Below are 20,363 nucleotides of genomic sequence, written 5' to 3'. Positions count from 1 at the left end.
AAAAAGGCGCGGCGAGCCGGATGAGGGACCAGCCCGCCGACGGGACTTAGCGAGCCGGGACCGGCGCTAAGGTGCGGTGCTCGCTCTTCTGGCGAGACGGCGCTTTGTGCACCATGGTGTAGGCGTAATCCACGCCCATGCCGTACGCGCCGGAGTGCTCGCGCACGATATCCATCACCGCGGTGTAGGTCTCTTTGCGCGCCCAGTCACGCTGCCACTCCAGCATCACCTGCTGCCAGGTCACCGGGATCACGCCCGCCTGGATCATGCGCTGCATCGCGAAGTCGTGGGCTTCTTTGGAGGTGCCGCCGGAGGCGTCTGCCACCATATAAATTTCGTAGTCGCCTTCCAGCATCGCGCACAGGGCAAAGCTGTTGTTGCACACTTCGGTCCACAGACCGGCGACAACCACTTTCTTCTTGCCGTTGGCCTTCAGCGCGTCACGCACTTTCTGGTCGTCCCAGGAGTTCATGGAGGTACGCTCCAGAATGTCCTGGCCCGGGAACACGTCCAGCAGTTCCGGATAGGTATTGCCGGAGAAGCTTTCAGTCTCAACGGTGGTGATGATGGCTGGGATGTTGAACACCTTAGCCGCTTTCGCCAGCGCCACGGTGTTATTTTTCAGCACCTGGCGGTCAATAGACTGCACGCCGAACGCCATCTGCGGCTGGTGGTCGATGAAGATGATCTGACAGTTGGCAGGGGTTAAGACTTCGAGCTTAGAAGTGGTCATAAGATTATCCAGTGAGGTTAAAGGTTAAAATCGCCGCGAACAGCACGCCGATAAAATCGCGTTCATCCTATGACCCACAGCGCTGTGGTGTAATTATCTCTTCGTATAGTTAACCTTAGGTATAGTTATACTTTGGTATACCTATCCTATTGTATAACTGGATCTTTGCCGAAACCGGTTCCCATAATCCTGACCATTCCCCTCTCAGTCAGGAGCAGTTATGGTTACCCTCGGTAAAGCCGATCTCATTCTGGTTAACGGCCAGTTTCACACCGTCGATCGCGAGAACCCCGTCGCGGAAGCCGTTGCCGTGCGCGACGGAAAATTTCTGGAAGTGGGTACCGTCGCCGAGGTGATGCAACACCACTGCGACGGCACTAAGGTGGTCGACTTAAAAGGCCACACCGCCATCCCCGGCCTGAACGACTCGCACCTGCACCTGATCCGCGGCGGGCTGAACTACAACCTCGAGCTGCGCTGGGAAGGCGTGCCGTCGCTCGCCGACGCCCTGCGGATGCTGAAAGAGCAGGCCCTGCGCACGCCGTCGCCCCAGTGGGTGCGCGTGGTGGGCGGCTGGAGCGAGTTCCAGTTTGCCGAGCGCCGCATGCCGACGCTGGACGAGATTAACGACGCCGCGCCGGATACCCCGGTCTTCATTCTGCACCTGTACGACCGCGCTCTGCTCAACCGCGCCGCGCTGAAGGTGGTCGGCTACACCAAAGAGACGCCAAACCCGCCGGGCGGGGAGATCCAGCGCGACGCCAACGGCAACCCGACCGGGATGCTGATTGCCCGTCCGAACGCCATGATCCTCTACGCCACGCTGGCCAAAGGGCCGAAGCTGCCGCTGGAGCAGCAGGTGAACTCCACCCGCCAGTTCATGCGCGAGCTGAACCGTCTGGGGCTGACCAGCGCCATCGACGCGGGCGGCGGCTTCCAGAACTACCCGGAAGATTACGAGGTGATCGCCGAGCTGCACGAGAAAAAGCAGATGACCATCCGCATCGCCTACAACCTGTTTACCCAGCGTCCGGGCCACGAGCTGGAAGACTTTGAAAAATGGACCGACATGCTCACGCCGGGCCAGGGCAGCGATTTCTTCCGCCACAACGGCGCGGGCGAGATGCTGGTCTTCTCCGCCGCCGATTTTGAAGACTTCCTCGAGCCGCGCCCGGACCTCGCGCCGGGCATGGAGGACGAGCTGGAGCGCGTGGTGCGCCATCTGGTGGAGCACCGCTGGCCGTTCCGCCTGCACGCCACCTACAACGAATCCATCAGCCGCATGCTGGACGTCTTCGAGAAGGTGAACCGCGACATTCCGTTCAACGGCCTGCACTGGTTCTTCGACCATGCGGAAACCGTTACCCAGGCCAACATCGACCGCATCAAAGAACTGGGCGGCGGCATTGCCGTCCAGCACCGCATGGCCTTCCAGGGCGAATACTTTGCCGAGCGCTACGGCATCGAAGCCACCCGCCACACGCCGCCGGTAGCGAAAATGCTCGAGACCGGCGTGCCGGTGGGCTTAGGGACGGACGCCACCCGCGTGGCGAGCTACAACCCGTGGACCGCGCTCTACTGGCTGGTCTCCGGCCGCACCGTCGGCGGGATGCTGATGTACGACCACAGCGCCCGCCTGGATCGCGATACCGCCCTGATGCTCTGGACCCAGGGCAGCGCGTGGTTCTCCAGCGAGCAGAACCAGAAGGGGCAGATCAAGGTCGGCCAGCTCGCCGACCTGGCGGTGCTCAGCAAAGATTACTTCCGCGTGCCGGAGGAGGAGATCAAGGGCATCGAGTCCGTCCTCACCGTGGTGAACGGCGATATCGTCTATGCCGCAGGCACCTTTGGCCCGCTCGCGCCGCCGGCCATTCCGGTCCTGCCCGAGTGGTCCCCGGTGGTCAAGGTGCCGGGCCACTACCGCAGCGCGCCGCCGCAGGCCGCACGCGTGGGTATCAGTGTGGCTCACCACTGTAGCGGCCCGTGCGGGGTTCACAGCCACCAGCATGACTTCGCCCGCACGTCAGCGATGCCGGTATCCGACGATAACGCTTTCTGGGGGGCGCTGGGTTGCAGCTGCTTTGCATTCTGATGAAACAAAATGACGCTTCGCCCCGGATCGATCCGGGGCTGTTCTTTCTGCGCCTGACCGGCAGCCTGCTGCTGCTGTACGTCCACGGCCTGCCGAAGGTGCTGCACTTCAGCGAAGAGCTGACGCGCATTGAAGATCCGTTCGGCTTCGGACCTTACGCCAGCCTGATCCCGGCGATTGTCGCCGAGGTGATCTGCCCGCTGTTTATCATTGCGGGCGTGTACACCCGCCTGGCGTGCCTGCCGATTATCGCCGTGCTGCTGGTGGCGATGCTGGCGGTCCACCCGAACTGGTCGATTGCCGAAGGGCAGTTTGGCTGGCTGCTGCTGATTATCTTCACCACCCTTGCCCTCACCGGGCCGGGCCAGTGGCGGCTGCAGCGTAAGGCAGCGGAGAGGTTCGCATGACCCAGGTTAACGACGTTCGCGACGCACACGTCGAGACGACGCCCGCACCGACGGTTTCACCCTGGCAGCCGCTGAGCCAGCCGGTGTTCCGCATGCTGTGGATCGCCACGGTGGTCTCTAACGTCGGCTCATGGATGAGCGACGTCGGCATCAACTGGAGCATGCTGACGCTCAGCGCCGATCCGCTGGATATCGCGCTGGTGCAGGCGGCGAGCAGCCTGCCGATGTTCCTCTTCGCCCTGCCGTCCGGGGTGATGGCGGACATCGTTGACCGACGTAAATACCTGCTCTTCTCCCAGCTGTGGGTGTTCATCGCCGCCGCCGGGCTGACGGTGCTCTCCTTCACCGGACACGTCACCCCTACCGTTCTGCTGTTGGCGACGTTCCTGCTGAGCGTGGGCGCGGCGATGAGCTCGCCGCCGTTCCAGGCGATTGTGCCCGATCTGGTGAGCAAGCCCGAGCTGGGTTCCGCCGTGGCGCTTAACTCGCTCGGGGTGAACATCAGCCGGGCAATTGGCCCTGCGCTGGGCGGTTTTCTGCTGTCGCTTGCCGGACCGTGGATGGTGTTTGCCCTGAACGCGCTCTCCGTGGTCGGCGTAGCGTGGGTGCTGTGGCGCTGGCGTCCGGCGCCATCCGTGCAGCGTTTGCCACCAGAGCACTTCTTCTCGGCGGTGCGCTCCGGCATTCGCTACGTGCACGCCGCGCCGGTGCTGCGCAACGTGCTGGTGCGTACCGTGGCCTTCTTCGTTTTCGGCAGCGCGGGTTGGGCCCTGCTGCCGCTGGTGGCGCGCCGCGAGCTGGGCTTAGGCCCGGCGGGCTACGGCGTAATGCTGGCCTGCATTGGCCTGGGGGCGATTGCCGGGGCCATTCTGCTGCCTCGCCTGCGCCAGCGGCTGAACGCCGACCGGCTGATGGTGGCCGCCAGCCTGACGTTTGCCCTCACCATGCTGGCGCTGGCGTTCGTGCGCCACGTCTGGCTGCTCAACCTGTTTGAGTTCTTCACCGGCTTCGCGTGGATTGCGGTGCTCTCGACGCTGAACCTCGGCGCGCAGCGCAGCGCCGCCCGCTGGGTTAAGGCCCGCGCACTGGCGGTCTACCTGACGGTGTTCTTCGGCTCGATGACCGCAGGCAGCGCCATCTGGGGGCAGATTGCCTCTCAGTTCGGCACCCCGACCTCGCTGGTGGTCGCCACGCTGGGGATGGTGCTGGCAAGCGCCACCGTGTTCCGCTGGAAGCTGGAGAAAGATCCTGATTTAAACCTCGACCTGAGCGGCCAGCCGCTGGACGGCGAGGAGATCGACCTGCCGAACGAGCGCGGCCCGGTGCTGGTCTCGCACGAGTACATCATTGACCCGCACAACGCGAAAGCGTTTTTGCAGGCGGTGCACGAGCTGCGCCGGGTGCGACGCCGCGCCGGGGCGATGAGCTGGGCGGTGTACGAGGATATCGAGCGCCCCGGCCTGTTTATCGAGACCTTCCTGATGGGCTCGTGGATTGAGCATCTGCGCCAGCAGGAACGCCACACCATGAATGACCTCCTGCTGCAGAGCCGCGTTCTGGCTTTTCATCAGGGCACAACATCACCGGCTATTCGCTACCTGGTCGCGCCGGTATAACCACAACCATCACCTGCACAGGAACACACTATGGCAACGTTTAAGGCAAAAGACGGCACGCAGATTTACTACAAAGACTGCGGCGCGGGCAAACCGGTTCTCTTCAGCCACGGCTGGCCGCTGGACGGCGACATGTGGGACAGCCAGCTGAACTACCTGGCCGAGCGCGGCTTTCGCGCCATCGCCTTTGACCGTCGCGGCTTTGGCCGCTCGGATCAGCCGTGGAACGGCTACGACTACGATACCTTTGCGTCCGACATTAACGACCTGATCACCACGCTGGATCTGCGCGACGTGACGCTGGTGGGCTTCTCCATGGGCGGCGGCGACGTGACGCGCTACATCAACAACTACGGCAGCGAACGCGTTGCCGGTCTTGCCCTGCTGGGCGCGGTCACGCCCATTTTCGGCAAATCCGATAGCTACCCGGAAGGGGTGGATCAGAGCGTGTTCGACGGCATTCGCGACGGGCTGCGTAAAGATCGCGCCCAGTTCATCAGCGACTTCGCCACCCCGTTCTACGGTATCAATGCCGGGCAGACCGTTTCCGCCGGTGCCCTGACCCAGACGCTGAACATCGCCCTGTTGGCGTCCCTGAAGGGCACCATCGACTGCGTGACCGCGTTCGGCGAAACCGACTTCCGCCCGGATATGGCGAAAATCGACGTGCCGACGCTGGTGATCCACGGCAGCAACGACCAGATCGTGCCGTTTGAAACGACCGGCAAGCTGGCGGCAGAGATGATCAAAAACGCCACGCTGAAGGTGTACGACAACGCGCCGCACGGCTTCGCGCTGACCCACCAGGATCTGCTCAACGAAGATCTGCTGGCGTTTGTGAAGGCGCTGTAATGTCGTCCAGGGGCATGTTGATCCGGCATGCCCTTATAGATCACTGTTTTAGGTAGTTATTCACTCAGGCTTACAATCCCGTAAAATTCATTCGCCAGGTTACTGAAGCCTGTAATTTTACTGGAGAGCATATGGACGCAGTTGAGCAAGACGTCAGATTCGAATGGGCAGACTTTTATCAGGCTTTTGCCTCTCAGCTACTGACCTGGCGAAATCGAAGAGAGGAGTTGGTGGCGGGTATTCACCGCATTGCTGCTGAGATTGGTAGTATGTCACACCTACAGGACAAGCCCGCTAATGGCGTCCCCCATCCTTTGAAAGACATTTGTCCTTTCACCACTATGGGCTTGTTTAATCGCTCGCTTACCGTTACCAACCGAAGAAATATCGCAGCCAGCCTGGCAAAACTGATAGGCGTACGCGAAAAGGTTCCTGAATCGTTCGACGGTATTCCGCTACTGAACAATCAGAAATCATGGTTCTTTGGCTATGAGAAATCACGTAAGCCTGAAGACATCGATACGCTGTGGGAAATGTTTTCTCAGGCAATCTCCTTCGCCGACACCCCAAACGCCGATCCCGCTGACTTCCTCTTTTCTTATGACGCCGCATCTAACGTGCGCAATGTGGGCTGGAACCTGACAATGGGATTGTACTGGCTACGCCCCTGGTTCTACCCTACGCTGGATAGCCAGTCTCAGTACTACATCCAGAAAGTCCTGAACATTAAAATCATTAAAAAAGGTGCCAAAGGGCGCTGTAGCGGACACAACTATCAGACCGTAGCCCTGGCGCTCAAAAAGGCTTTTACCCAGCCAAACTATCCGGTTCACTCCTTCCCTGAACTCTCTCTGGCGGCATGGAATATCGATTTGCAACAGTCAAATGATGAAGTCGAGCGGCTGACATGGAAAGCGTATTTGCTCAATAAGATCAAGGTGCTGTGCCTACGAAAAGACAGCCCCTTTTTCTCTTTGAGGGAGTTAAAAGAGGCCTATCTGGATGAGATTAAGGCGGATTATCCCAATAACAATACTATTGAATCATCCATTTCATATTATCTGCAAAAACTACGTGACGATGATGAACTGGAGTTTCAGACCCCCGGCAATTATGAATACCTCAACTTCGATAAAGGTGAATTGCAGAGCATCACCGAGGAAACGGTTGAAGAGAACGTGCCCGCGGAAATCCCCCACAAGCCTTACACGATAAGCAATTTGATCGATGAGGGCTGCTTTTTAGAAGAGGAAAAAATCCAATTCATCCTTCAGCGGTTACAGGCCAAAAAAAACCTGATCCTTCAAGGCCCGCCGGGAACCGGTAAAACCTGGCTTGCGCGCCGTCTGGCGTATTGTCTGATGGGCGAGGAAACCTCTAAGCGCATCAGCGCGGTGCAGTTCCACCCTACCCTCTCCTACGAAGACTTTATTCGAGGCTGGCGTCCTAACAATGAAGGACGTTTAGCACTGGTAGACGGGCCTTTTCTCCATGCAATCGACAAAGCAGTAAACGATCCGACAACTAAGTACGTGGTCATTATTGAGGAGATTAACCGGGGCAATCCTGCGCAAATTTTTGGCGAAACGCTGACGCTGATGGAGGCGGATAAACGTACGCCGAACGAGGCGCTTGAGCTCTCATATCGATCTGATATGGATGAAAAAACCTACATTCCTGAAAACCTGTATATCATCGGGACGATGAATATCGCTGACCGCTCGCTTGCTCTGCTAGACCTGGCATTACGGCGCCGCTTTGCGTTTATTGATCTAAAGCCCGAGTTTAACGACGCGTGGAAAAAATGGGTTAACCAACGGTTTAATGTGAGCCTGGAAACATTAGCCCTTATCGAATCCAAATTAACCGCGTTAAATGAAAAATTGTCCAAGGATGCGGCCCTGGGACCTCAATTTTGTATCGGGCATAGCTATGTTACCCCACCTGCGGGGTTGAAAATTGACGACGGGATGGCCTGGTACGAGCAGGTTGTCGAAACCGAAATCTGCCCTTTACTTGCCGAATACTGGTTTGATGCGCCGGAGAAAGTCCAGGATTCCAGAAAGGAACTTCTCAGCGTATGACCGATCTTGCTAAACGTGACGATACGCAGGCTCGGGCAGCTGTATCGCGTATTCCTTTGCGGAATATCTGGCTATTGATGCTGTACGCCTCCAGTCTGTTTCGCCACCACGGGCGCAGCATGGTTGCCGCTGAAAACAACCCGGAGGAGATCCCGGCGCTGGTGGCCAGGATCCTGCTTCACGAAGTGGAGCAGCGGCTGTTAAGGCATTTAAGTATGGGATACCAAACTCGCCGCGCCACGCTTAACAGGGTAAGGGGACGCATTGATGTTCTGCGCACAACCAGTCGACAATTGCTTGAGCGGGCACAGGTAGCCTGCCAGTTTCAGGAAATGACGCTGGACACACCACGAAATCGCTATGTTCGCTCTGCGTTAGAGCACCTTGTTCCGCTGCTCAGCAACGGCCCGCTGGCTGCGCAATGTCGCGCAATGGCAATCAATTTGCGTCGTCGTGGTATTGAGGGGGGTATGCCCAGTAAAGGTGAACTGCCGTCAATCACACGCTTTGGCCGCCACGATGCGGCGGATAAAGCCATGGTCGATGCCGCGAAGCTGGCATTTGAATTATGGCTACCAACCCAAACTGCGGGGCAAAAACTGTTGCCAACGCCGTCTGATGACCCTTACTGGATGCGCAAGCTGTTCGAGAAAAGTATGGCGGGTTTCTATCACTTCCATCTTCCCAAAAAAGACTGGACAGTCGCTGCCGGAAAAGAGTTGAAATGGGGATTAACGTCTCAAAGTGCAGGGAGCGAAAGTATTTTCCCAACCATGAACTCGGACATTATTCTTGAGCACAAGCAACCTGCACAGCGCGTCATCATCGACACCAAATTTAATAACATTCTGACTAAAGGCTGGTATCGCGATAAGAGCTTGCGCAGCGGTTATATCTACCAGATTTATACCTATCTGCGAACGCAGGAGAACCGAACAGATCCATTATCTCTCCGTTCAGCTGGATTATTACTTCATCCAGCCGTCGATGTAATGCTCTACGAATTCGTTGAGGTACAGGGGCATAAAATCCACTTTGCCACCGTAGATTTAGCAGCAGATGCCGCCACAATGACTCAGCAATTATTGAAATTAGCGCGTGATTGCTGTGGGATAACTGACGTGAATTAAGTTCTGAAGTGGACGCCTGCATGACAGGCGCCCATTTCTCTTAGTTCGCCGGAGCCGGACGCTCCAGCCGCTCATTCTCTGCACGGCTATTTTCTACATGATGCCGACGCTCCGCCAGCAGCCGACAAATCTCCGCATGCTTCTCTTCGGTAAAGGTAAAGCGCGACATAAACCCCATTCGGATCAGCGAGCCTATCGCCGGTAACAAACAAATGCCGAAGAACAGCCCCGCCAGCACGCTATCGCTCTGGGCCTGCGCCTGCGGCACGTAGCCAATCATCGTCAGAAACACGCCGATTAACCCGCCGCCCACCGCCACCGACATCTTGCCGGTAAAGGTCTGCCCGGAGAAAGTGATCGCCGCGCAGCGCTTGTTAGTGTGGTACTCCGCGTACTCGATGGTGTCGGCAATCATCGACGAGGTGAGGATGTTGGTCATCATCACGAACAGCGTGCTCAGGCCAAGCAGAATGAACAGCATCGTCACCTGCTGATAACCGACAAACCACATCACCACGCGCACCGCCACGTCCAGCCCGCAGAGGATCATAAACAGCTTCCGCTTCTGCATCCGGCGCGTCAGCATCGGGGCGACCAGGCACAGCACCGCCGCCACAATCCCCATCACGCCAATCGCCATCTGCAGGCTGCCGTCGCCCAGATTATTGATAAAGAAGTAGATATACAGCCCGCCCGCCACGTTGTGGAACACGCAGAAAAAGAACGACAGCAGGACGATAAACAGCGGCTTGTTCTGGCGCAGGTTGTGGAAGGTGTCGCGGATGGTCACCTTTTCCGGGCTCGGCGGCACGCGCTCTTTGATCTGCATAAAGCCGTTGAGCATCAGCGGCAGGCCCACCAGCATCATCACCAGCGCCGCCATAAAGTAGCCTTTATCGTTGCTGTACTGGGCGAAGAACGCCGCCAGCTTCGGGAAGAAGATGTTGGCGCAAGCGATCCCGGCGTTCACCCCGAGCATCGCCGCCGTCACCGCGCGGGTGCGCTGGCCGGAGTCGTTGGTCATCACCGACGACATCGACCAGAACGGGATATCGGAGATGGCGTACAGCGTCCCCCACAGGATATACGTCACCCCGGCGTAGAGGATTTTGGTGGTCATGTCCGCTTCGATTTTATAGAACGACAGCAGCGTGACGCCGGTGATCAGCAGCGGCGCGATCAGCAAAAAGTGGCGAAACTTGCCGAACCGGCTGTTAATGGTGTCCATAATGCTGGCAAACAGCGGATCGTGAACCGCGTCCCACGCGCGGGCAATCAGGAAGATGGTGCTCGCCGCCAGCGCCGAGATCCCCAGCACGTCGGTGTAAAAATAGTTAATAAACGAACCCACTAAACCAAAGCTAAAACACTGACCTAAACCATAGCCAAAGTAGGACCATAACTCGCGAGACGGTATTTTCATTGTCGTTGCCATAGTGCGTACCTGGTTGCCCGGCGACAGCGCGCCGGGTCGTTATTATTAGCCCTGCGGATCCGGGGCGATTTTGCGCAGTTTCTGCATCAGCGCAATTTCAGCGCGTGAAAACGGGATACCGTTCTCCTCGAACACGTCGTGGAACCAGAGGCGGCAGTAGTCCGTGGACTCCTTCATCACCACCGGCCACGGCAGCCAGGTCTGAGTTTTACCGCGCACCAGCCCCCACTGATACGGCGCGACCTTTGCCATGTACATCAGCGGGAGCTGCTCTTCGATGGTGCCGCCCACGTGACGCGCCAGCCATTCGGTGCAGAAGATTGGGCGGCCCAGCGCCTGAAGTTGCTGGATAATCGCCGTCATGCGCCCGGTATTGGTGTAGGCGTGATAGCTCACCACGTCCGAGAGCGCCAGCGCGGTCTGGTCCAGCGGATGCTGAAAGAACGTCTCGCCCTCCTCTTCCGGCGGCAGACGCCACGCGCAGACGGTGAGCGGCTGGGTCGGATCTTCTTCACGCACCCACTGGAATGCGAGCTTCATCAGCGCGTGGGCGCAGGTCTCCAGCTTCGCGTCGTACTGCACCTCCTGCGTGCCCGTCGCGAAAATGCCTCGGTTGCCCGGCTCGTTATAGAGATCCCACAGCAGCACGCGCTTATCGTCGCGGAACTGGCGGACAACGTCGCGGATATAGCGTTCAATGTCTGCCCAGCAGTCCGGATTGCAAACCTTGTCGCGCCCCGGGCTCGCCGCCGCCTGGCTGTTGTGCTTGCCCGGCACCGGCGGCTTTTGCGGGCCGAGGTACGGCTCGTCGCCGGAGAAGCCGCAGTCGTCCATCAGGGTCAGCATGGTGCTGAAGCCGTGACTGTCGGCAATCGTCAAAAAGCGGTCGATGCGCGCCATCAGCCCGTCGCGGTCGTGCTCCCAGACGATAAACGGCAGGTTGATGCGCAGGGTGTTATAGCCCGCGTCCGCCGCCCAGCCCAGCTCGCGCTCGATGGTGCTGGCATCAAAGGTCTCTGCCTGCCAGATATCGGTCCAGTTCACCGCCGTCGACGGCAGATAGTTAAACCCGCACAGCCAGCCCTTCTGCTGATACCACGCCTGTGCCTGCTCCCTGCTCCACTGCTCTTTCATTACGCGTCCTCTTACTGATAATATTTAGCTAATAAATATTAGTTGCAGGATAAATGCGCAAATCACGGCGTTTAGAAAAGCGATGTCCCTCACAAAGTTCACGCTTCGATGATTGAGAAACGTGATCGACGGCGCGGAAGCGTGCGGTTAGGGTATGATGCGAATTCGCGAAAGGGAGAGGACGGATGAAGCGAAAAACGAAAGTGACGATGAACGATATTGCGCGGGCGGCAGGGGTGTCGCAGGCGACGGTATCGCTGGTGCTTAACCAGTCCCGCAACATCAAGCTCAGCGACGACACCCGCCAGCGGGTGATTGGCGTTGCCACCGAGCTCGGCTACGACCGCCTCCCCGCCGTTCACGCTCCGCGCAACCAGGAAGAGATCGCCCTGCTGGTCAGCTCGCTGCAGAGCTTCGACCCGTTTATCGACGCCATCAGCCAGGCGCGGGAAGCCGCGTGGCGTAACGAGACCCTGCTCACCGTCTACGACTACGGCGACGACATCGAGCTGGCGCTGAACATCATCCGCCAGCTGGAGAAGCGCAACTGCATCGGGATTATTCTCGCGTCTCCGGTCACCACGCTGGTGGACATGACGGCCTTCCAGGACTGCACCCGCATCCCGCTGGTGCTGCTCAACCAGCGCGATCCCGGCTCGCCGCTGCTGCCGTCGTTTATTCCGGACGACTATGCCAACGCCTTCCAGGTGACTAAACACCTCATCGCCTGCGGGGCCACGCGCATCGCCCACATCACCGGCGAGAGCTGGATGGAGGCCTCGCGCCAGCGTCTGGCGGGCTACCAGGCGGCATTACAGCAGGCCGGACTCGCGTGTGACGACGGCCTGGTGCGCCAGACCAACTGGCAGTTCAGCGAGTCCTTCACCGCGACAGCTTCGCTGCTGGAACTGGCCGAGCGCCCGGACGCCATCTTCTGCGCCAGCGACTGGCTGGCGATTGGCTGCTACCAGGCGCTGGCGGTGAATGGCGTGCGTATCCCGCAGGACATGCTGCTGGCGGGCTACGACGACCAGAAGATTTCCGAGCAGCTCACCCCGCCGCTGACCAGCATCCAGTTGCCTTACAGCGAGCTGGGACGGCTGGCGGTGGAGTACCTGTGCAATCAGGAAGATGCCGCCACGCACGTGACGCTGGCGGGCAGGCTGAAGGTGCGCGCCTCAAGCCTCGTCTGAGGTAAACACCATGCCCGCGTAGGGCTTCTCGCGACACGCCGCCAGCCGCGCGGCGAGGCTGCCGACGTGCAGCTCCAGCTTGTGCCCGTCCGGGTCGAGAAAATAGAACGATGCCCCCTCGCTTTTGTTCTGCTTCCAGACGGTGACGCCCGCCTGCTCAAGCCTTTGCGAGAACGGTTCAAAATCCGCTTCCGCCACGGTAAACGCGTAGTGGGTATAGTCGCTCTCCTGCGGCGGCACGTACCGGCGCGCCTCGTCGTACGACAGGCAGACCCACAGATCGCCGCAGGTGAGATAGGCCCCGGTATTCCAGCGGGCGTGCAGCGTCAGCCCCAGCAGCTCGTGCCAGAAGGTGACGCTTTTTTGCAGGTCGCTGACCGCGAGGGTCAGGTGGTTGAGTGATTGCAGCATGACGTGCCCTTTTGTTTTTCGCGCCGGACGTGGTACGGTAAAGAGATGAACATAAACCACGCCGTCCTCACCGTAAACCGCTGGTGGCTGCCTTCTTAAAGGCGGCACGGAGTAGTTTTCCCCATTTTCAGATAGCCGCCGAAAGGCGGCTTTCTCACATCTAAGACCCCTTTCGGCATTACAACGTTAAGGAGTCTTTATGAACGCACCAACTATCCTCACCGGCGACCGCCCAACCGGCCCGCTGCACCTTGGCCACTTCGTCGGATCGCTGCGCCAGCGCGTGGCGCTCCAGCAGACGCACAGCCAGTTTGTGCTGATTGCCGACCTGCAGGGTCTGACCGACAACGGCAGCAACCCGCAGAAAATTCGCGACAACATCCCCGAAGTGCTGGCCGACTACCTCGCCGCCGGCATCGACCCGAATCTGACCACGATCTGCCTGCAGTCCGCCCTGCCCGCCCTCGCCGAGCTGACGATGCTGTATATGAACATCGTCACCGTCGCCCGCGTGGAGCGTAACCCGACGGTGAAGAACGAGATTGCGCAGAAAGGCTTCGCCCGCTCGCTGCCGGTCGGGTTTATGGCCTACCCCATCAGTCAGGCGGCGGACATCACCGCGTTCAAGGCCGAGTGCGTGCCCGTCGGCGACGACCAGCTGCCGATGATTGAGCAGACCAACGAGATCGTCCACAAGATGAACAGCCTGCTGCCCGCCCCGGTGCTGCGCCACTGCAAGGCGATGCTGAGCGACACCAGCCGCCTGCCCGGCATCGACGGCAGCGCCAAGATGTCGAAATCGCTGGGCAACACGCTGCACCTTTCGGCCAGCGAAGAGACCATTCACCGCGCGGTCAGCGCCATGTACACCGACCCGAACCACCTGAAGGTGAGCGACCCGGGGCAAATTGAGGGGAACGTGGTGTTTACCTATCTCGACGCGTTTCACCCGGACAAGGAGAAAGTGGCGGCGATGAAGGCGCACTATCAGGCGGGCGGGCTGGGTGACCGGGCGTGCAAGAACGAGCTGGAGGGGTGTTTGCAGGAGCTGATTGCGCCGATGCGGGAGCGGAGGGCGATGTATATGCAGGACAAGGGAGAGCTGATGGCGATGCTGAAGCGCGGGACGGAACGGGCGCAGGGGGTGACGCAGGCGACGTTGAGGGAGGTGAAGGTTGGGCTGGGGGTGCCGGTATTTAGTTAAGTTAGGTTTAGCGGTGGAGTGCGTGGGATGGGCATGAAGCCGCTAACTCGATTATTACGTAAATTAACAAGGCGCAATAAAATCTGAAATGCATTATTAGCCATTGTCGTTTGTTATTCTGTTAAGAGCGCTATATTTATAGACTCTTAATATTTTAAACGCCACGGCAACTGCTATGAGTAAGTTTATTATTTCCATGCTGAATACGTTACTTTGTGTTTTTGTAATTGTGTTATGCCTCATATGCGTGGGCGTCACTGATAACTGGAAAGAATGCACTATAGCTATAATCATCACTTTAGGATGCGCACATTTCATGGCCGTTTTACTGAATCGTGTATTGCCTCATAAGTTATCTATCTTAGAAGGAATACTGCAATTATTGGGAGGACCACTATTAGTTATAGGAGCAATTGTGTGCTTTGATGTATTCGAACCCTGGCCGTTAAAAATCATTGGGATGTTTGCGTGGATTGTTTTGATTTTCTTTGTACCTTCAATAATAAGTCCCAGACGCTAATTCGGTCTATTAATCAATGTCTACGTCATTTCTTCACCCACGGAATCCAACATAATGTACCCCACTCTTTCGCAGGTCATTGAGGTTGTACGTCAGTCCTCGGGACATCATCGCAAGCGCATTGATGAGAACACCCTAATCGAAGCCGACCTCGATATATGCGGCATGGATGGCGATGCCCTGATTGAAGACTGCGAGGAAGCGTTTGGCGTTACGCTCGTCACTGAAGAAGATGGTTATGAGAAAATTTTTTCCCTCGCTGAAAACGAGTTTCTTTTTAGCACCGAGGGCATAGATTACTTTGGTTTATGCCGCTTGATTCGCAGGTTACGAGGCATTCCCGAACCTGTGATACGCGATTTAACCGTTGGCGAACTCCATGCTGTACTGGTTAAGGCTGTTAGAGAACAAATACATCATGATTGAGTGACATTTTGCGTAGTGCGGCATGTGCTCACATGCCCGCACTCGTTAGTTTGAGTTTAAACAGCCTTCCCACTCCCACGCTTAATCACCGGAACATCACCTGTATCATTCAACGCCCCCGGAAAGGTCTTCAGCCACTGCGCGACTTTCTGCTTATTGATATTCACCACGCTCATACCTTCCAGGCATCCCCATAATTCTCTTGTATGCTGCGGCGTAATCACAATGCAGTCTTTCATGGCGCGGATTTTTACGGGCATGCCGTCGATAAAGCCCGCACGGGTTAACCACTCGCCGCCCAGAAGAAGGTATTTCATATCTATGCGCGCATACAGTTCGCAGCAGGCGGCACTGTCCTGCGGCGTTTCCGCGCGGGGATGGACGGGCGCCGCGTTGGGCTGGTTGCCGTGCAGACGGCGGGCGCTGTTTTTGCGTACCAGCTCGCGGTTTTCAATCATGCCGGTGAAAGCGTCTGATTCTGTTTTGCAAATAGTAAACTCTGGCTTAAAATTCGTCGCAGCCATTTTCAACTCCTTCATAGTTGTTTGTGGTTAGCGGTATGGGGGTGTTGCAGCACCTTCATATCGCGAGTTCTCTCTTTAAATATTCCTTGATACTTCCTTTGCCGTACGGCGTAATTTCTGGTGCTCATTATAACGTGCTGAATATAGATACAGCGGTTTGGGTTGGGGGAAATTTGGAATTTGCGAGGGGGATTCAGGAAATAGTGTTATGTGCGGTAAGGTCATGTTTTTGTTGATTGTGGGTTGATTGGTCCGGGTTTTGCGAGCATCATCGCAATTATTTACCTTCTTCCGTAACGCGATGGCTTCCAGCAAAACTCTCGAACAGGCAATTGCCGACATCACCATCTGGCGCAAAGGCGAATAGCGAGCGCCGCATAAGCCCTTTTTGCTTCTGTATGTTCTGGCGAACTATCAGCAGGGGCATACGTGACTGTTTGATTACGGAACCGAGCTCCACGAAAAGCTGCTTAGTCTGGTAGAACGCTTAGGTCCACAGATAAAGGCTCATTACCCGAATATGCCTTTCTGGCGGCTCAAAGGGGATAGATTTTGGGATCTGAAGAATACTGAGTTCTGTTCGACCAATGGCAGTAAGCAACCGCCCGTTAAAGAACTTGTGGAACATAACGTCGCAGGCGGGTTTGATGAAGAACACTTTGCGCTACTGGGTAAGAACAAAAACCTGATCGGCTCGCTGGCGCAGCAGATCCTTGAAGCGCACTTTCCTGAAAGCATTCAGGAAGAGCTCGCGGATGAGATGGGTTTTGATATCCAGCAGATCCGTAAGGTTCGCGATCCGCTGTTCCGCCAGCAGGTGCTGCGAGCTTATAACTATGAGTGTGCAATCTGCGGGTTTAACATGCGACATGATAACGCCTCTGTTGGACTTGAAGCCGCGCATATCATGTGGAAGCAGTTTGGCGGACCATGTGAGATCCCGAACGGACTGACGTTGTGTGCAATTCATCATAAGGCGTTTGATAAGGGATCAATTTGACTGGATGAGAGTATGCGGGTGCTCGTGTCTGAGGCGGTGAATGGGAATGGGATTGTTGGGCGGTTGTTCTGGGATTTTGCAGAAAAGCAAATTGCGCTGCCGGTGGTGAAAGGGAACTATCCAAAGGAGGGATATGTGGAGTGGCATCGTAGGGAGGTGTTTAGAGGATGAGTGCGAAGGCCGGACTCGCCTTTTCTTTTAATTTATTGAAAATTAATGGGTTGTGAGGATTTATTTTGAGGATTTGCCCCCAGAATGGGCACTGTATTTCATTACTTGGAAGAAGATCACAGAATTAGCAATTAAGCGTATCAGATTCCATTATCTTTTTTCATCGCACAATTAAATTCATCCTGAACCTGCTGAAGACGTTCAATGATTTTATCAAACCCGTCAGGCTCCTTAAAAAACATTCCGCCCTCAATAGCAATTCGATGATCTTCAGCGATAGCAGCAAGGCGCCCCGAATCTTCCGGGACCAGACATAGCTCACCTTTTGCAACCAACGTATAATCAACACCAGCAAAGGGCCAGCGCTGCTGCTTCATTTCAATCACGTTATGCATTGCTTCTTTTGTATCATAAAGATCGGCAAACTGATGCTGTAACAGGCAATCAACATCGTACCAGTGGCGGGATAGACGTTCTGCATTTAGCTCTTTTTCCTGGGTACAAAACTGATGCAGTGCGGTAATTTTTTCCCAGAGAATATAACCTGGGTTATATGCCTGGACTGTTGCAGATGGCAACTCCAGCTCACCCAGCTCTTTTATTTCGGATAAATAACTGCTTACCGTTATTGTATCCGTCGGCTTTCCCCGATTGCGACCACCGAACTCCAATAAGATATGATCTCGCTGGTAAGCCGCAGCATCAGCGTGAACACGAGGAAAGAATATATCGACCTTTTCTCCCCTACTTTCCGCCTCTAAACGAGCCTCCAGGCCGGAAATACCATAAGACTGGAAACGCTGATTGAGTTTTACCACTAACTCCGCGGTCCATTCTTCTAGTCTTGCTTGCTGTTGGTCACGAAAGCGTTGATTCTGGCTTCGACTACGGGTATTTGCTTTCCAGGCTTCTTGTTCCTGTTCTTCTGAATGACCAGCAAGTTCCGCCCAGTGAATCGATAAATCGATATCTTCAGAAAAGCGCTCAATCACATTCCAGCACTTGCTTAATGAGGTTCCACCTTTAAAAGCGACTGAGTATGGACGAAGAAATCCTTCATCAAACAAAAGACGTAGGATCTCTGTAACCCAGAGATCCTTTTCCAGAAAACTCGCCCCCAGACTCAATGGGTGCTTCTGTGCAGCATAAGTGAATATTTCCTGAAGTTGGTCCCGGCCTTCTTCAGTTTTATAGAATTCAAAGATGCCGCTCATCAGATAGCCTGCCGAAAGAGTTCAAGCTGAGTACGCCATCCCTGAAGAGCGGGTTCACTCACCAATTTCTTAGCAATGGCCGCGCGAGTTTCCCGGGAAGAGATATTAAGACGGCTAAAAGCATTTTTGATTGCTTCCAGACGGGCATACTTTCCACTCAGGCTCAGCAACCCACGTAACAACTCCCCTTCAGGCCGATTCAGCCACTTCAGTTTACTTTCTGACTTGTGCTGAACAATCACAGTCTCGTTGCCAACCTTAAACTCTCTAGTTGGACCATTCGACCAGTAAATACGCTTAACCGGAGCTTGCGTCTGCATACCCAGCCGATAAGCAGCTTCCAGCCCCTGAATGGTAATTTTATAGCCACGCTCTTTAGCCCATGCAGCTACTACCTTTTCAGCACTGGTTACGATCTTGATGGAAGGAATATTCTTGAGTGGTTTCGGTCGCGCGTAAAATCCTCGATCCACGCGAACAATCATGCCTTCTTTTGCCAGACGACTCATAGCCTGCTGTACAGATGCGCGACTTCCCAGCGGGTAGAACCCACTGATAGAAAACGGTATACCTCGTCTCATGCGATTAATCCGCTGACGGACCAGTGCTATAACAGACATACGCACTCCTTAACCTTAAATGACATACGACAGACTATGTGGAATCATTATAGCCCTTATACCATGGGGATTTCAAGGGTGTTTACGTCAGCAAAAGGTAGTCTATCAAGGCCATCATATTTCGTTAAAAAGTTTTTTCACAAAAACAGTATTGGTTCAGATAATTTTGAACTTAAATCAATGCCATAAGAGGAATGCACAGGTAGAACATTATTTAGAGGGCGATATGAAAATATTTATGGATAAAGAAGCAAGAATTTATTAGGATATTATTACTAACATGTTGACTTATTTGAAAAATTATGCTAAGCTCTGCCACGCATTGCGATACTGCGAGTGCAAAGCACCGAGACGCGTAAGCGTTCGCTAATCGCAATGCGTGGCAGAATAAAAGCTTTAAATTTGAATAAACTTTTAACTTGCAAAAATATATTTTTAATACTCATTTTATTTGTTCTCCATTATTTATTATCGGATGGTACAGTTGTTGATTACCTGAAACAACTAACAGGATGGCTAATTATACCATTGATACAATCATTAATAAAACCAAAAATATAAATCCTGTTAATTTTTAAAGGACGCCGTTATGGCGTTCTTATTTCTACATTCTTAATCAGCATCAGGAATTACCTCAAAAGACATTCAATCATTCTTTCATTTTACCTAGTCTTCGTCGGGACTTATTTTATACAATTGTTCATGATATATTTAGTAATTCAAGTAAAAGATTAAGTCTCTATTCTCCTCCATTTTTTTATTAATAACTTCTATAAAAAAGAGAACATACATAATATAAGCATAACCCTCCGCCAGGAAAATCGTGATTTTAACTCCAGCCATATCGTTCTGTTCAGCAGGGTTTTACACCATTTTTTCTATGCCGGACTCGCCTTTTCGTTTAATCTATTGAAAAGTAATGGGTTGTGAGGTTTTGTTTGGGGGGGATGCCCCAGAATTGGCACTTTATGTCATTACTTGGAAGAAGATCACAGATTTTATAAATAACAAAATTAGATCAAACCTGACAGCCACTGATTATTTATAAAAATATCTGTACAGTTTGAGCTGATATAGTTAACTCGTCAACATCAGGCAAAACTGGTTGAGATCGGCGACCTCTAACCAGTTTAACCGCAAGGACTCTGAGTTTTTTTCGTCCATAAATTGCCTGTCTTTGTTGTTGGAATGAACACATCAACGGGCAGTTACACAATTAAAACTACAGACTCGAGGCCAGCTTGAGTAATTCACTACAAACAAATCCGATATTGTTTCCAGCAAAATAGCACTACTATTTACTCTCCGATCATTCGTTGCATGCTTTGCGTCCAGGATGCTTTGAATGCTGAGTCTCCTGCGAACAGCTTATAAAGTTCCAGCTCATCCTTACGTCGTTGCAACATAATCTCTTTGAGCATCTTTTCAAAAGCCAAGTTTCTGTTATGTGGATCAGGATTATTTTTATACTTAGTCTCAAAATCAGGGTGATTACGAATGCTCGGTGATGCTGCCAACTTACTGATTTAGTGTATGATGGTGTTTTTGAGGTGCTCCAGTGGCTTCTGTTTCTATCAGCTGTCCCTCCTGTTCAGCT

At 54.7% G+C, this 20,363-nt stretch carries 16 protein-coding genes and 2 pseudogenes; 10 read left to right on the top strand and 8 right to left on the bottom strand.

The genetic code is table 11. The annotated features are described in order from the left end of the window. Positions 1 to 46: 46 nt before the first annotated feature. On the bottom strand, positions 47 to 733 hold the full coding sequence (locus ACOTX4_RS13830) for a hydrolase (RefSeq protein WP_045331699.1): 687 nt from the start codon (positions 731 to 733) through the stop codon (positions 47 to 49). Positions 734 to 953: 220 nt separating this feature from the next. On the opposite strand from ACOTX4_RS13830, the gene ACOTX4_RS13825 reads away from it, so the two are divergent. The 6 genes from ACOTX4_RS13825 to mcrC all read left to right on the top strand — a co-directional run bounded on the left by ACOTX4_RS13825 (position 954) and on the right by mcrC (position 8,914). Then, on the top strand, positions 954 to 2,825 hold the full coding sequence (locus ACOTX4_RS13825) for an amidohydrolase (RefSeq protein ID WP_045331696.1): 1,872 nt from the start codon (positions 954 to 956) through the stop codon (positions 2,823 to 2,825). Then, a complete protein-coding gene (locus ACOTX4_RS13820) occupies positions 2,825 to 3,232 on the top strand; it encodes a DoxX family protein (RefSeq protein ID WP_022646920.1) in 408 nt (135 codons plus the stop codon). The genes ACOTX4_RS13825 and ACOTX4_RS13820 overlap by 1 nt, the downstream gene beginning before the upstream one ends. Beyond that, the gene (locus tag ACOTX4_RS13815) at positions 3,229 to 4,848 is read left to right on the top strand and encodes an MFS transporter (RefSeq protein ID WP_045331692.1); all 1,620 of its coding nucleotides are present in this window, start codon (positions 3,229 to 3,231) and stop codon (positions 4,846 to 4,848) included. The genes ACOTX4_RS13820 and ACOTX4_RS13815 overlap by 4 nt, the downstream gene beginning before the upstream one ends. 30 nt (positions 4,849 to 4,878) lie before the next feature. Continuing rightward, complete coding sequence (locus ACOTX4_RS13810; RefSeq protein WP_045331689.1) at positions 4,879 to 5,700, top strand: alpha/beta fold hydrolase; 822 nt, start codon at positions 4,879 to 4,881, stop codon at positions 5,698 to 5,700. A 131-nt stretch (positions 5,701 to 5,831) separates the two neighbouring features. Then, positions 5,832 to 7,784 (top strand): AAA family ATPase, encoded by a 1,953-nt coding sequence (locus ACOTX4_RS13805; protein WP_045331688.1) that lies wholly within the window; start codon positions 5,832 to 5,834, stop codon positions 7,782 to 7,784. After that, positions 7,781 to 8,914, top strand: a complete 1,134-nt coding sequence (gene mcrC, locus ACOTX4_RS13800; protein WP_045331685.1) for a 5-methylcytosine-specific restriction endonuclease system specificity protein McrC — start codon at positions 7,781 to 7,783, stop codon at positions 8,912 to 8,914. Before ACOTX4_RS13805 ends, mcrC begins: the two co-directional genes overlap by 4 nt. Before the next feature lie 40 nt (positions 8,915 to 8,954). Here the strand turns inward: mcrC and ACOTX4_RS13795 are convergent, their stop codons facing one another. Then, a complete protein-coding gene (locus tag ACOTX4_RS13795; RefSeq protein WP_045331683.1) occupies positions 8,955 to 10,349 on the bottom strand; it encodes an MFS transporter in 1,395 nt (464 codons plus the stop codon). Positions 10,350 to 10,394: 45 nt separating this feature from the next. Beyond that, positions 10,395 to 11,483 carry a cellulase family glycosylhydrolase gene (locus ACOTX4_RS13790; protein WP_045331680.1) on the bottom strand — a complete coding sequence of 363 codons (1,089 nt, stop codon included), beginning with the start codon at positions 11,481 to 11,483 and terminating at the stop codon, positions 10,395 to 10,397. A gap of 185 nt (positions 11,484 to 11,668) precedes the next feature. Between ACOTX4_RS13790 and ACOTX4_RS13785 the strand changes: the two genes are divergently transcribed. Further along, positions 11,669 to 12,676, top strand: coding sequence for a LacI family DNA-binding transcriptional regulator (locus ACOTX4_RS13785; RefSeq protein WP_045331677.1), 1,008 nt, complete (start codon positions 11,669 to 11,671; stop codon positions 12,674 to 12,676). Here ACOTX4_RS13785 and fosA read toward each other — a convergent pair. Beyond that, positions 12,662 to 13,087 (bottom strand): FosA/FosA2 family fosfomycin resistance glutathione transferase, encoded by a 426-nt coding sequence (gene fosA, locus ACOTX4_RS13780; RefSeq protein ID WP_045330267.1) that lies wholly within the window; start codon positions 13,085 to 13,087, stop codon positions 12,662 to 12,664. The two genes, ACOTX4_RS13785 and fosA, sit on opposite strands and share 15 nt — an antisense overlap. A gap of 199 nt (positions 13,088 to 13,286) precedes the next feature. On the opposite strand from fosA, the gene trpS reads away from it, so the two are divergent. Both trpS and ACOTX4_RS13770 read left to right on the top strand, forming a co-directional pair. Beyond that, on the top strand, positions 13,287 to 14,291 hold the full coding sequence (trpS, locus tag ACOTX4_RS13775; protein ID WP_045331674.1) for a tryptophan--tRNA ligase: 1,005 nt from the start codon (positions 13,287 to 13,289) through the stop codon (positions 14,289 to 14,291). Positions 14,292 to 14,865: 574 nt separating this feature from the next. Continuing rightward, entirely contained in the window at positions 14,866 to 15,237 is a 372-nt protein-coding gene (locus tag ACOTX4_RS13770; protein WP_045331672.1) for a hypothetical protein, read from the top strand. 56 nt (positions 15,238 to 15,293) lie between these two features. On the opposite strand, the gene ACOTX4_RS13765 is transcribed toward ACOTX4_RS13770, so the two are convergent. After that, complete coding sequence (locus ACOTX4_RS13765) at positions 15,294 to 15,761, bottom strand: SymE family type I addiction module toxin (RefSeq protein ID WP_421635392.1); 468 nt, start codon at positions 15,759 to 15,761, stop codon at positions 15,294 to 15,296. Between the two features lie 301 nt (positions 15,762 to 16,062). Here ACOTX4_RS13765 and ACOTX4_RS13760 point away from each other — a divergent pair. Continuing rightward, positions 16,063 to 16,932 (top strand): annotated as a pseudogene (locus tag ACOTX4_RS13760) (phosphorothioated DNA-binding restriction endonuclease). Positions 16,933 to 17,072: 140 nt separating this feature from the next. Here the strand turns inward: ACOTX4_RS13760 and ACOTX4_RS13755 are convergent. From ACOTX4_RS13755 to ACOTX4_RS13745, 3 genes and pseudogenes are all read right to left on the bottom strand, one after another. Then, the gene (locus ACOTX4_RS13755; RefSeq protein ID WP_058656290.1) at positions 17,073 to 18,146 is read right to left on the bottom strand and encodes a nucleotidyl transferase AbiEii/AbiGii toxin family protein; all 1,074 of its coding nucleotides are present in this window, start codon (positions 18,144 to 18,146) and stop codon (positions 17,073 to 17,075) included. Then, positions 18,146 to 18,766, bottom strand: coding sequence for a DUF6088 family protein (locus ACOTX4_RS13750; protein WP_044713052.1), 621 nt, complete (start codon positions 18,764 to 18,766; stop codon positions 18,146 to 18,148). Before ACOTX4_RS13750 ends, ACOTX4_RS13755 begins: the two co-directional genes overlap by 1 nt. Positions 18,767 to 20,064: 1,298 nt before the next feature. Then, positions 20,065 to 20,268 (bottom strand): annotated as a pseudogene (locus tag ACOTX4_RS13745) (hypothetical protein); the annotation flags it as partial. Positions 20,269 to 20,363 lie beyond the last annotated feature (95 nt).

The sequence above is a fragment of the Enterobacter cloacae complex sp. IR5459 genome, assembly GCF_049238005.1.
In the GTDB taxonomy this organism is placed as follows: Bacteria; Pseudomonadota; Gammaproteobacteria; order Enterobacterales; family Enterobacteriaceae; genus Enterobacter; species Enterobacter hormaechei_C.
The sequence above is the reverse complement of the archived record's forward strand: the minus strand, read 5'-3'. Positions and strand labels throughout refer to the sequence as shown.

Bases quoted from the DNA above. Each gene is read 5' to 3' on its own strand.
- ACOTX4_RS13750 (WP_044713052.1), bottom strand. From the start codon at position 18,766: ATGTCTGTTATAGCACTGGTCCGTCAGCGGATTAATCGCATGAGACGA.
- ACOTX4_RS13830 (WP_045331699.1), bottom strand. From the start codon at position 733: ATGACCACTTCTAAGCTCGAAGTCTTAACCCCTGCCAACTGTCAGATC.
- ACOTX4_RS13770 (WP_045331672.1), top strand. From the start codon at position 14,866: ATGTACCCCACTCTTTCGCAGGTCATTGAGGTTGTACGTCAGTCCTCG.
- ACOTX4_RS13815 (WP_045331692.1), top strand. From the start codon at position 3,229: ATGACCCAGGTTAACGACGTTCGCGACGCACACGTCGAGACGACGCCC.
- fosA (WP_045330267.1), bottom strand. From the start codon at position 13,087: ATGCTGCAATCACTCAACCACCTGACCCTCGCGGTCAGCGACCTGCAA.
- trpS (WP_045331674.1), top strand. From the start codon at position 13,287: ATGAACGCACCAACTATCCTCACCGGCGACCGCCCAACCGGCCCGCTG.
- ACOTX4_RS13825 (WP_045331696.1), top strand. From the start codon at position 954: ATGGTTACCCTCGGTAAAGCCGATCTCATTCTGGTTAACGGCCAGTTT.
- ACOTX4_RS13820 (WP_022646920.1), top strand. From the start codon at position 2,825: ATGAAACAAAATGACGCTTCGCCCCGGATCGATCCGGGGCTGTTCTTT.
- ACOTX4_RS13810 (WP_045331689.1), top strand. From the start codon at position 4,879: ATGGCAACGTTTAAGGCAAAAGACGGCACGCAGATTTACTACAAAGAC.
- ACOTX4_RS13785 (WP_045331677.1), top strand. From the start codon at position 11,669: ATGAAGCGAAAAACGAAAGTGACGATGAACGATATTGCGCGGGCGGCA.
- ACOTX4_RS13765 (WP_421635392.1), bottom strand. From the start codon at position 15,761: ATGGCTGCGACGAATTTTAAGCCAGAGTTTACTATTTGCAAAACAGAA.
- ACOTX4_RS13795 (WP_045331683.1), bottom strand. From the start codon at position 10,349: ATGGCAACGACAATGAAAATACCGTCTCGCGAGTTATGGTCCTACTTT.
- ACOTX4_RS13790 (WP_045331680.1), bottom strand. From the start codon at position 11,483: ATGAAAGAGCAGTGGAGCAGGGAGCAGGCACAGGCGTGGTATCAGCAG.
- ACOTX4_RS13755 (WP_058656290.1), bottom strand. From the start codon at position 18,146: ATGAGCGGCATCTTTGAATTCTATAAAACTGAAGAAGGCCGGGACCAA.
- mcrC (WP_045331685.1), top strand. From the start codon at position 7,781: ATGACCGATCTTGCTAAACGTGACGATACGCAGGCTCGGGCAGCTGTA.
- ACOTX4_RS13805 (WP_045331688.1), top strand. From the start codon at position 5,832: ATGGACGCAGTTGAGCAAGACGTCAGATTCGAATGGGCAGACTTTTAT.